Source organism: Arenimonas sp. GDDSR-1, from assembly GCF_025980345.1.
Lineage (GTDB): Bacteria > Pseudomonadota > Gammaproteobacteria > Xanthomonadales > Xanthomonadaceae > Arenimonas.
This window is the reverse complement of sequence record NZ_JAPDUI010000060.1, coordinates 1-11,586: the sequence shown is the minus strand read 5'-3', so window position 1 is coordinate 11,586 and position 11,586 is coordinate 1. Positions and strand designations below refer to the sequence as shown.

The following is an 11,586-nucleotide window of genomic DNA, read 5'->3' as shown; positions in this document are numbered from 1 at the left end:
GTTCACCGTCGAACCGGGCCTGTACATCGCGCCGGGAACGCCGGGCGTGCCGGCCAAATACCAGGGCATCGGCATCCGCATCGAAGACGACATCCTGATGACCAAATCCGGTCCGGAGAACCTGACCGAAGGCGTGCCGAAAGCAGTTGAAGCGATTGAAAAATTGCTGGCCTGAAAAAATCCCCGCTGCGGCGGGGATTTTTTACATCTCGTTGCGCTTGAGTTCGAACCCGAGCTGCTTGTACTGCAGCCAGCGCTGGCGTGCCGGTTCGCGCGCCGATTCGTCGGCCGGGACGATTTCCAGCACGCGCTGGTAGCCGGCCGGCGGCAAGGCGTTTCGTAGATTGATGACCAGCGCCCGCATGCCGGTTTCCACGCCCGGCGGCACGATCAGCACCGGGGTGTCGTCGGTGTCTTCGTCTTCCTCCAAGCCCACGATCTGGTGCGGAATGAAGGCATCGTCATCGAATTCCCACAGCAGGTCGTCGAGGAAATCGGCCTGTTCGGCGGTTTCGCAGAAAATCAGGCAGGGCTGGCCGGATTGCACGGCCTTCTCGGCAAGTTTGCACACCAGCAGCAGGGGCTGCGCCACGAACGCGGGCTTGCCCGCGATCATGTAGAAGTCAGCCCGGATCGTCATGCTCAGTGCTTGGCCTGATCGAGCAGCCACTGGCTCAGCAGACCCACCGGACGGCCGGAGGCCATGCCTTTGCGGCCTTCATCGTTGGCCACGCCGGCGATGTCCAGATGCGCCCAGCGCTGGCCTTCGGTGAAGCGCGACAGGAAGCAGCCGGCGGTGATGGCACCCGCGCCTTTGCCGCCGATATTGTAGATATCGGCGAAAACGGAATCGAGCTGGGTCTGGTATTCGTCCCACAGCGGCAGACGCCAGGCGCGGTCGAACACGGTTTCACCGGCGGCGAGCAATTCTTCGGACAGGTCGTCGTGTTTGCTCATCAGGCCGGCGGCGTACTTGCCGAGCGCGATGATGCAGGCGCCGGTCAGGGTGGCCACGTCCACGGTCGCTTTCGGTTCGAAACGCTGCACATAGGTCAGCGCGTCGCACAGGATCAGACGGCCTTCGGCATCGGTGTTGCCGACTTCGATGGTCTTGCCGTTCATTGCGGTCAGCACATCGCTCGGACGGTAGGCGTCGGCATCGGGCATGTTTTCCACGGCCGGCACCACGGTCACCAGATTGATCGGCAGCTGCAGCTTGGCGCAGGCCAGGAAGGTGCCGAGCACCGACGCGGCGCCGCACATGTCGTATTTCATTTCTTCGATGCCGCCCTGGACTTTCAGGTTGATGCCGCCGGTATCGAAGGTGATGCCTTTGCCGACCAGGGCCAGCGGTTTGGCATCGCCGGCACCGGTGTATTTCAGCACGATCAGTTTCGGCGGATTGGCCGAGCCGCGGGCCACGGCCAGCAGCGAGCCCATGCCGAGCGCCTGCATTTCATCGCGGCCGAGCACATCGCAGGTCACGTTGTCATGTTCGGCGGCGATCTGCAGGCTCTGTTCGGCCAGATAGGACGGATTGCAGATGTTCGGCGGCAGGTTGCCGAGTTCGCGGGTGAACTGGATGCCGGCGGCGATGCCTTCGCCCTGACGGAAGGCGTTCATCTGCGCTTCGGCCACAAGCACCGACACTTCGCTCAGGGTCACGCTGGCTTTCTTGCTGCGGGTGGCGGTGTATTCGTAGGCAGCGTGATCGGCGGCGATCAGCGCCTGACGCACCGCCCAATCGGCGTCACGGCCTTTCACCGGCAGATCGCTCAGGGTCAGGTAGGCGGATTTGACCGGACCGCTGCGCAGGGCGCGCACGGCATCGGCAACGGCTTTGAGGTATTGCGGAACGGCGAATTTCGCCGGATCGCCCAGACCGATGACCAGCACGCGCGCCGAGGCGACGCCCGCCACATCCTGCAGCAGCAGGGTCTGCCCGGTCTTGCCGGAAATGTCGCCACGTTCGGCCAGCGCCTTCAAACGGCCGCCGGCGGCGGCATCGAGCGCCGCGCCGGAGGGCGAGAAGGTGTTGTCGCTGAACGCACCGATGACCACGCAGTCGCTGGTATCGGTGTGAACGGGGCTTTGGGAAGGAATGAAACGCAGGGCCATGGGGCTTCTCTCGGTCGGGCGCCGGCTGGGCGCATGATGGTAAACTGCTATTGTAATTCATCCCGAACCGAGTTTCCCCGCCCGTGCCGATGCCGCTGATCAACCGTTACCTGTTCAGACAGTTCAGCCAGCTGGTGTTCGCGGTGCTGACCGTGCTGTTCCTGATCAGCGTGGGCGGTTTTCTGACCGACCTGATCGCGGAAATCTCGCGGGGCAAGGTGCCGGCCGGGCTGATGCTGCAGCTGCTGATGCTGCGCCTGCCGCGTTTCATCAGTTTCGTGCTGCCGCTGGCCCTGTTCATCGGCCTGATGATGGGCATCGCCCGCCTGTATGCCGACAGCGAAATGGCGGTGCTGGCCTCGGTCGGCGTCAGCAGCCAGCAGTTGCTGAAGCCGGTGCTCTGGGTGGCCGCCCCCCTGGTGCTGCTGATCGCCTTCGCCTCGCTGTGGCTGGTGCCGTTCACTGCCAACCAAGCCAAGAGCATGGTGGAAGAGGCCAACCGCAGCTTCCTGATTTCCGGCCTGGAACCCGGACGCTTCGTCGAGCTGCCGGGCAAATCCGGCATCCTGTTCGTGACCGAACTCAGCCGTGACGGCCGTCAGTTCAAAAACCTGTTCGTGCAGCGCGAGAATAACGGCCGGCTCGACATCATCACCGCCAGCAAGGGCGATCTGCGTCTGGTCGGCGGAGCCCGCATCCTGCGTCTGGAAAACGGCACCCGCATGGAAGGCGAGCTCGGCCGCCGCGATTTCCGCAAGGTGCAGTTCAAGGTCAATGAAATCAAAGTCCCCGAGCCGAGCGAGAGTAAGCCGTCCAACAAACTGGACACGGTCAGCACGCTGGCCCTGTTCAAACGCGGCGATGCCGCGGCGCGGGCGGAATTGCATTGGCGTCTGGCTCTGCCGCTGTTCGCCGCCATTCTGGCGCTGCTGGCCATTCCGTTGGCGCGCAGCGAACCGCGTCAGCCGCAGTACGGTCTGGTGCTGTTCGCGGTGATGGCTTATCTGCTCGGCATGCTGAGCCTGCTGGCCGGCACCTATCTGCTCGGCAACGGCCGCATTCCGGCAGTTCTCGGATTGTGGTGGGCGATTCTGCCGATGGCGGCCTTGAGTTATTGGCTGTTCCGGCGTGACGGCCGGCTCAAGCCGCAGGCGGTGCCGGCATGAACCGCATCGGCCGGGAGATGACCGAATACCTGGCGCTGACCGTGCTGAAAACCATCGCGTTGGTCTGGCTGGTGCTGCTCGGTTTCGATCTGATCAATGCCTTCTACAACAGTTTTTCCGATGTCGGCAAGAACGGCTTCACCCTGAATTACGCCCTGCTCAGCACCCTGTTCACCACGCCGCGCCGCGCCTACGATCTGCTGCCGGTGGTGTCGGTCATCGGCCTGCTGCTCGGGCTGGGACAGCTGGCCGGAAAATCCGAACTGATCGCCATGGCTTCGGTCGGCGTGTCGCGCCTGCAGATCGCCATCGGCGCGCTGCTGCCGGCGGTGCTGCTGTCGGGCGTGATGATCATCACCAACGAAACCGTCGGCATCGCCAGCGAGAAACAGGCGATGAGCCTGAACAGCCACAAAGCCAGCAAATTCACCCTGGCCCGCTATTCCGGGGTCTGGGCCAAGGACGGCGATCTGTATTTCAACGCCCGCTCCGGTTCGGCCAAGGGCAGCGGCGGCAAAGCCTGGCTGGAGCTGGCCGACGTCCGCCTGTACCGGGTCGGCAAGGACGGTGCGCTGGCGTCGATCACCCAGGCCAAATCCGCCAGTAACCAATCCGACCAGTGGCAGCTCAACGACGTGCAGCGCACCACCTTCAAGCCGGATTCGGTGCTGCTCGAGCGCATGGGCCGGATTCCCTGGAAAACCCAGATCACCAACGAGTCGCTGGAAGCCACGCTGACCAGTCCGGGCAATCTGAGCATGCGCGAACTGCGCAGCAACATCGACTACCTCGAGCGCAACAAGCTCGATGCCCGCGTGTTCAGCACCGCCTATTGGGGCCGCTGGTTCTATCCGTTCAAGATCGCCCTGCTGTGCCTTTCGGTGCTGCCGTTCGCGTTCGGATCGCTGCGCTCGGGCGGATTGGGCAAGAGCCTGTTCCTCGGCATCGTGGTCGGCGTCAGCGCCATGCTGCTCGAACGCCTGTTCGTCAGCCTGTCCGATGTGTACCGCTTCGATGTGCGCGTGGCTTATGTGCTGGCGCCGCTGAGCGTGTTCGCGCTGTGCTGGGGCTATCTGGCGAAACGGATTTAAGTCCGGCGCCGGACCAGCAGCGTGCCGGCCGCCAGATCATGCAGGCCGCGGCGCTGGCCGTCGAACAGACACCACAACAACACCGTGCCGAGGCTGAGGCTGGTCACCGCATAGCGGATCAGCAAGGCGCGCCAGGCCGGCTGCGTGCCCTCGGCGTTCACCACCTGCAGACGCCAGGGCTTCATGCCGATGGTCTGTCCGCCGCGCCGCCAGGACAGCACCGCATAGGCGCCGATGACCGCCCAGATCGCGATGAACACCAGCAGCGCCGCCGGCGTGCCGGGCTCAACCGGACGATGGTCCGGCTTCACGGCCAGCGACAGCGCGCTGACCATGAACAGGAAGGCGATGGAAATCACCGTATCGTAGACCAGCGCCAGCAGGCGCCAGCCAAGATGCGCGGGAACGGCACTGATGCGGGCAGGGGAGTCGGACATGCGCATTAGCATAGCGGTGAACCGGCATCCGCGCTAAGCTTTTCGGCATGAGCGCCAAAACCAATGCCATCCGCCAGCGTGCCCGCGCCCGCACCGCGGTTGATGCCGAAACCCTGAAGCAGATCGAGTCCGCGCTGGAGCGTCTGTGGGCTGAACATGGGTTGTCGACCGCGACCTTGGCCGGCTACCGGCGCGATCTGCTGGGCTTGGCCGGCTTTCTGGAAACGCGGGGCAAAGGCCTGCATGCGGCCGGGCAAGCCGATCTGTTCGACTATCTGGGCTGGCGCGTGACCCAGGGCTATGCCGCGCGCAGCAATGCCCGCCTGCTGTCCAGTCTGCGGGCGTTCTATGCGCTGATCAAACGCAGCGGCAGCATCGGCGAGGATCCGACCCGTCTGCTGGACATGCCGCGCCTGCCGCGCCCGGTGCCCAAAGCCCTGTCCGAATCGCAGGTGGAAGCGCTGCTGCGCGCCGATGCCGGCGAGGCGCCGGAGCAGACCACCCTGCGCGCCATGCTGGAACTGATGTACGCCTGCGGCCTGCGCGTCAGCGAGTTGGTCGATCTGCCGGCGGCGGCGGTCAATCTGCGCCAGGGCCTGCTGCGGGTGATGGGCAAGGGCAGCAAGGAACGGCTGGTGCCGATGGGCGAAGAAGCCCAGCATTGGCTGGAGCGGTATCTGCAGGAAGTGCGCCCGGCCCGGGTCGGCAAGCGTTCGGTGGCCGCGCTGTTCGTCGATGCCGGCGGGCAGGCCTGGAACCGGCAGCAGTTCTGGGTGGCGCTGAAGCGCCGGGCGCAATCGGCCGGGGTCGATCCGGCACGTGTCAGCCCGCATGTGCTGCGGCACAGTTTCGCCACCCATCTGCTCAACCACGGCGCCGATCTGCGCGCCCTGCAGATGCTGCTCGGGCACAGTTCCCTGTCGAGCACCCAGATCTACACCCTGATCGCCAAAGAGGGCCTGAAGAAAATGCACCGCGCCCACCACCCGCGCGGCTGAGCCGTCCATCGCTTCCGGCCGGCCGTTCGTCCCGCGCTGTCGCGGCGTTCACGCCGGCTGTGGCACAATAACGGCTTGATGAAATCGGACCTGAAACCCATGACTTTTTCCCGAATCCTGATGGCGTCCCTGATGATGTTCAGCGTGCAGGCCTGCGCCCAGAGCGCCGCGCCCGCGCCGGCCAAGAAGCCCGCCGCCGCACCCGCCTCTGCCGGCGATGCCGCCATCCGCGAGTCGCTGACCAAGGTCGTGCCCGGGGTGAAAATCAGCGCCATCCGGCCTTCGCCGCTGGCCGGCATCAAGGAAGTGGTGGTCGATGGCCAGATCCTGTACGTCAGCAATGACGGCAGATTGCTGTTCCAGGGGTCGATCATCGATCTGAATACGCGCAGCAACCTGACGGATGCCAGCGAGGCGGTCGAGCGCCGTACCATCCTGGCCGCCGTGCCGGCGTCGCAGAAAATCAGCTTCGCCCCGGCCAAGCCGAAATACCGCGTGACCGTGTTCACCGACATCGACTGCGGCTACTGCCGCAAACTGCACGAGCAGATCACCGAATACAACAAGCTCGGCATCGCCGTCGACTACCTGTTCTTCCCGCGCGCCGGCATCGGTTCCGAGTCCTTCCAGAAGGCGGTGAACGTGTGGTGCGCGCCCGACCGCAAAGTGGCGATGACCTCGTCCAAGGCCGGCAAGACCCTGCCGAAGAAGAACTGCACGAACTTCGTGACCGCCGATTACAATCTCGGCCAGAAAATCGGCGTGGACGGCACCCCGGCCGTGTATGCCGCCAATGGCGCCCAGATCGGCGGCTACCTGAGCCCGGCCGACATGCTCAAAGCCCTGGAAAAGCAGAATAAATAACGGAATGAGAAGGCAATGGCCGTGAAAAACCGGCCGGCTTCGGGCCGATAAGGTAAAATGTCGGGCTAAAACCCCCTCAGCGTGCAGCCATGATCGTTCTTGAAGGCCTTCCGGCCTTATCCGCTTTCCGACGCGACCGTCTCCAAGCCCGCCTGCAACAGATCGTTCCCGATGCCAGCATCGTCGGTGCCTGGCACCTGTATTTCGTCGATACCCACGCGGAACTGCACGATACCGCCACCCTCGGCCGCATTCTGGAAGGCTGCGTCGGACGCGTTGAAGCGCTGACCGGCGCGGTTTCGCGCATCGTGACCCCGCGTCTGGGCACGCGCTCGCCGTGGTCGAGCAAGGCCACCGAAATCCTTCAGGGCGCCGGCTTGCCGGTGCGTCGCGCCGAACGCGGCCTGCGTCTGGATCTGCTGGGCATGCCGCCGGAAGGCGACCCGCTGTGGCGCGACATCGACCGGCTGCTGTCCGATCCGATGACCCAAAGCGTGTGCGCTAGCCTTGATGAGGCCGGCGCGTTGTTCGCTTCCCCGGCGCGTGGCCCGCTGCAGCGTGTGGCCATCGCCCAATTGCCGCAGGCCAATGCCGAACTCGGTCTGGCCCTGAGCGAAGACGAAGTGGCGTATCTGCAGGACCGCTACGGCGCGCTCGGCCGCGATCCGTCCGATGCAGAACTGATGATGTTCGCGCAGGCCAACTCCGAACACTGCCGGCACAAGATCTTCAACGCATCGTACCGCATCGACGGCCAAGACATGCCGCACAGCCTGTTCGGCATGATTCGTAACACCCACAAACTCGCGCCGCAGTACACGCTGAGTGCCTACAAAGACAATGCCGCGGTCATCGAAGGCCACGTGGCCCGCCATCTGCGCGCCGATGACGCCGGCAACTACCGCTTCGGCGATGCCGCCGCCAGCGCGTTCTGCATCAAGGTTGAAACCCACAATCACCCGACCGCCATCTCGCCGTTTCCCGGCGCGTCGACCGGTGCCGGCGGCGAAATCCGCGACGAAGGCGCGACCGGCCGCGGCGGCAAGCCGAAAGCCGGGCTGACCGGCTTCTCGGTTTCGCACCTGCGCATTCCGACCTTGCCGCAAACCTGGGAAGCGCCGCGCGCGCTGAACCCGCGCATGGCCTCGGCCTTCGAGATCATGACCGACGGCCCGCTTGGCGGCGCCGCATTCAACAACGAATTCGGCCGGCCGAATCTGACCGGTTATTTCCGCAGCTTCGAACTGGCCGGCAGCGATGCTACGCACGTGCGCGCCTACGACAAACCGATCATGCTGGCCGGCGGCCTCGGCACGGTCGATCCGGGCCAGGTGCAGAAACTGCCGATGCGCGACGGCGACATCGTCATCGTGCTCGGCGGTCCGGCCATGCTCATCGGTCTGGGCGGTGGCGCGGCCTCTTCGGTGGCGTCCGGGCAGAGTTCGGAGGCGCTGGATTTCGCTTCGGTGCAGCGCGACAACCCGGAAATGGAGCGGCGCTGCCAGGAAGTGATCAACCGCTGCTTCGCGCGCGGCGACGCCAACCCGATCCGCTTCATGCACGACGTCGGTGCCGGCGGATTGTCGAACGCCATCCCGGAACTGCTGCACGATTCCGACAAGGGCGGCATCATCGATCTGGGCAAAGTGCCCTGCGATGATCCCTCGCTGTCGCCGATGCAGCTGTGGTGCAACGAGTCGCAGGAACGTTACGTGCTCGGCATCGCGCCCGAACATCTGGCCGAATTCCAAGCCCTGTGTGAGCGCGAACGCTGCCCGTTCGCGGCGGTCGGCATCGCCACCGACGAGGAACGCCTGATCGTGGCTTACGGCGCTGAACGCGGCGCCGTGGACGCCATCGCCCCGCAGGACCGCGCCATCGACATGCCGATGGATCTGCTGTTCGGCAAGCCGCCGAAAATGCAGCGCGATACCGTGGCACCAATCATCGATGCGCACCCGGTGTTCGACGCCGGCGGCATCGGCGTGTACGAAGCCGGCCTGAAAGTGCTGGCGCACCCGAGCGTGGCCGCCAAACAATTCCTGATCACCATCGGCGACCGCAGCGTCGGCGGCCTGACCGCGCGCGACCAGATGGTCGGCCCGTGGCAGATGCCGGTGGCCGATTGTGCCATCACCAGCGCCGATTTCACCGGATTCGCCGGCGAAGCCATGGCCATGGGCGAGCGCACGCCGATTGCCGTGTTGAACGCGGCGGCCTCGGCACGCTTGGCGGTGGGCGAAGCGATCACCAACCTGCTGGCGGCACCGATTGCCGGTTTGGATGAAGTAAAACTGTCGGCCAACTGGATGGCCGCGGCCGGCCAGCCGGGCGAAGACGCCGCGCTGTATCAGGCGGTGCATGCGGTGGGCATGGAACTGTGCCCGGCGTTGGACATCAGCATTCCGGTCGGCAAGGATTCGCTGTCGATGCAATCGCGTTGGCAGAGCGGCGGCGAAACGCAGACCTCGAGCTCGCCGGTGTCCTTGATCATTTCCGCCTTCGCGCGCGTGGACGATGTGCGCACGCAATCCACACCGGTGCTGGATACTTCCGTTGAGTCCGACATCTGGCTGATCGGTCTTGGCGCAGGCAAGAAACGTATGGGTGGCAGCATTCTGGCCCAGGTGCAGAACCGCTTCGGTGGCGAGTGCCCGGATCTGGACGCGCCCGAACTGCTGGCCGCGCTGGCGCAGCTGATCATCCGCGCGCGCAAGCAGGAATTGATTCTCGCGTATCACGACCGTTCCGACGGCGGTGCCTTCGCCGCGCTGTGCGAAATGGCCTTCGCCGGCCATTGCGGTCTCGACATCAAACTCGATCACTGGGGCAACAACGATCTGGCCTGCCTGTTCAACGAAGAACTCGGCGTGCTGGTGCAGGTGGCGAAAGACGACCGCGCCGCCTTCGCCGATCTGATCAACCAATGCGATCTGACCCACTGCGCCCAGCGCGTGGCCAAACCGAACGGCTTGGACTGCATCCGCGTGCTGCGCGACAACGACACCGTGGCCGCCTGGTCGTGGCAGACCCTGTTCGATGCCTGGTGGTCGGTGACGCACGCCATGCAGAAACTGCGCGACAACCCCGAATGCGCCGATGCCGAATTCGAGGCCGCGCGCCGGTTCGATGCGCCCGGCATGCAGCCGCAGCTGACGTTCGTCCCCGAAGCACCGATGATCAACACGGGTGCTGCGCCGCGCGTGGCCATTCTGCGCGAGCAGGGCGTCAACGGCCAGATTGAAATGGCCGCCGCGTTCACCCGTGCCGGTTTCGAGGCGGTGGATGTGCACATGTCCGACCTGATTGCCGGCCGCACCGATCTGTCCGGCTTCAAGGGCCTGGCCGCCTGCGGCGGTTTCAGCTACGGCGATGTGCTGGGTGCCGGCCGTGGCTGGGCCACCAGCATTCTGGAACGCGAAGCCCTGCGCACGCTGTTCGCTGAATTCTTCGCGCGCCAGGACAGCTTCTCGCTGGGCGTGTGCAACGGCTGTCAGATGCTCAGCCAACTGAAAGCGCTGATTCCCGGTGCCGAGGCCTGGCCGCGTTTCCTGCGTAACCACAGCGAGCAGTTCGAAGCCCGCTTCAGTCTGGTGGAAGTGGTCGAATCGCCGTCCATTCTGCTGGCCGGCATGGCCGGTTCGCGCATTCCGGTGGTGGTCTCGCACGGTGAAGGCCGCGCCGCGTTCGCAGCCGATCAGGACCTGGCCGCCGCAGCGACCGCACTGCGTTACATCGACAACGCCGGCGACTTGGCCAGCAATTATCCGGCCAACCCGAACGGCTCGCCGATGGGCATTACCGGCCTGACTTCGCTGGATGGCCGCGCCACGCTGATGATGCCGCACCCCGAGCGCGTGGCCTTCAGCAAGCAGATGAGCTGGCATCCGAAAGAGTGGGGCGAACTCTCGCCGTGGATGCAGTTGTTCGTCAACGCGCGGAAGTGGGTGAACTAAGCAACGAAAAGCCCGGCGATGCCGGGCTTTTTTGTGGGCGCTGATCGGCTGCGGAGTCTAGTTCAGATCCACCGCATGTTGCTTCAGCAGCGCAAACGGAACGATATCCAGCGCGCGTATATGGGTCCGTTTCAGGTGAACCTTGGGCGCCATGTTGTTTTCCGCCGCTTCCAGCCATCTGCCCGCACACAGGCACCAGCTGTCGCCGGGCCGCAGGCCGGGGAAGTTGTATTCCGGCATCGGCGTGGATAAATCATTGCCCCGGAACCGGGAAAACTCCAAAAAATCCCGCGTCACTTCAACGCACACGGTATGCGAGCCTGTGTCTTCGGTGCAGGTATTGCATTTGCCGTCGCGGAAGAAGCCGGTCACCGGGTCCTCGCCGCACAGCTCCAGTGGTTCGCCAAACACATTCAGCGATTCATCGATCTTCATGCATTCATTCCTTGGTTCGGGCGTGAATCCCCCTGCGCTTCGCGCATCCCCCTTTCAGGAAAGGGGGATGGGGCGTTAGACGCTACCGATGAAATCCTTCTTGCCGATCAGCACGCCGTTGTGGCGCAGGATGTTGTACGCCGTGGTGACGTGGAAATAGAAATTCGGCAGGCCGGCGTGGTGGGCGTAGTCCAGGCCGCTGTATTCGCGCTTGGTGTCTTTGCGCATGATCACGATCTGGCGGGTTTCGGCGCCGGCAAAGGCATCGGCCGGCAGCGTCTGGATGAAGGCGATGGTGTTGGCGATGCGGGCCTTGTACTCGGCCAGCGTGGTTTCGGTGTCTTCGAAGTTCGGCATGTCGGCTTGGGCCAGGCGGGCGCTCACGCCTTTGGCGAAATCGCAGGCGATCTGGATTTGACGGCCGAGCGGGAACATATCGGGGGCCAGGCGTGCGTCGAACAGGGTGGTGATGTCGAAACCGACGGTTTCGGCATGGGCCTGGGCTTTGTCAAGGCAGGCGT

Annotated in this window: 10 protein-coding genes; 5 read left to right on the top strand and 5 right to left on the bottom strand. The window is 64.6% G+C overall.

What is annotated here, in order from left to right; translation table 11 throughout:
- Window positions 1–202: 202 nt before the first annotated feature.
- Together Q0W88_RS08975 and Q0W88_RS08970 are read right to left on the bottom strand one after the other, a co-directional pair.
- Window positions 203–634, bottom strand: a complete 432-nt coding sequence (locus Q0W88_RS08975) for a DNA polymerase III subunit chi (RefSeq protein WP_297802459.1) — start codon at window positions 632–634, stop codon at window positions 203–205.
- 8 nt (window positions 635–642) lie between these two features.
- The gene (locus Q0W88_RS08970) at window positions 643–2,118 is read right to left on the bottom strand and encodes a leucyl aminopeptidase (RefSeq protein ID WP_297802453.1); all 1,476 of its coding nucleotides are present in this window, start codon (window positions 2,116–2,118) and stop codon (window positions 643–645) included.
- A gap of 89 nt (window positions 2,119–2,207) precedes the next feature.
- Between Q0W88_RS08970 and lptF the strand changes: the two genes are divergently transcribed.
- Together lptF and lptG are read left to right on the top strand one after the other, a co-directional pair.
- Entirely contained in the window at window positions 2,208–3,284 is a 1,077-nt protein-coding gene (gene lptF / locus Q0W88_RS08965; protein ID WP_297802456.1) for an LPS export ABC transporter permease LptF, read from the top strand.
- The gene (gene lptG, locus Q0W88_RS08960) at window positions 3,281–4,375 is read left to right on the top strand and encodes an LPS export ABC transporter permease LptG (RefSeq protein WP_297802450.1); all 1,095 of its coding nucleotides are present in this window, start codon (window positions 3,281–3,283) and stop codon (window positions 4,373–4,375) included. Before lptF ends, lptG begins: the two co-directional genes overlap by 4 nt.
- Here lptG and Q0W88_RS08955 read toward each other — a convergent pair.
- Window positions 4,372–4,812, bottom strand: coding sequence for an RDD family protein (locus tag Q0W88_RS08955; RefSeq protein ID WP_297802447.1), 441 nt, complete (start codon window positions 4,810–4,812; stop codon window positions 4,372–4,374). The genes lptG and Q0W88_RS08955 overlap by 4 nt on opposite strands.
- A gap of 47 nt (window positions 4,813–4,859) precedes the next feature.
- Here Q0W88_RS08955 and xerD point away from each other — a divergent pair, with 47 nt between their 5' ends.
- The 3 genes from xerD to purL all read left to right on the top strand — a co-directional run bounded on the left by xerD (window position 4,860) and on the right by purL (window position 10,630).
- Entirely contained in the window at window positions 4,860–5,810 is a 951-nt protein-coding gene (gene xerD / locus Q0W88_RS08950) for a site-specific tyrosine recombinase XerD (protein WP_297802446.1), read from the top strand.
- A gap of 99 nt (window positions 5,811–5,909) precedes the next feature.
- Complete coding sequence (locus Q0W88_RS08945; protein ID WP_297802443.1) at window positions 5,910–6,674, top strand: thioredoxin fold domain-containing protein; 765 nt, start codon at window positions 5,910–5,912, stop codon at window positions 6,672–6,674.
- Between the two features lie 89 nt (window positions 6,675–6,763).
- Entirely contained in the window at window positions 6,764–10,630 is a 3,867-nt protein-coding gene (gene purL / locus Q0W88_RS08940) for a phosphoribosylformylglycinamidine synthase (protein ID WP_297802440.1), read from the top strand.
- 57 nt (window positions 10,631–10,687) lie between these two features.
- Here purL and Q0W88_RS08935 read toward each other — a convergent pair whose 3' ends face one another.
- A complete protein-coding gene (locus tag Q0W88_RS08935; RefSeq protein WP_297802437.1) occupies window positions 10,688–11,065 on the bottom strand; it encodes a DUF2237 domain-containing protein in 378 nt (125 codons plus the stop codon).
- Window positions 11,066–11,140: 75 nt separating this feature from the next.
- Window positions 11,141–11,586, bottom strand: a 446-nt coding sequence (locus tag Q0W88_RS08930) for a DUF1993 domain-containing protein (RefSeq protein ID WP_297802434.1), incomplete at its 5' end; no start/stop codon positions are given.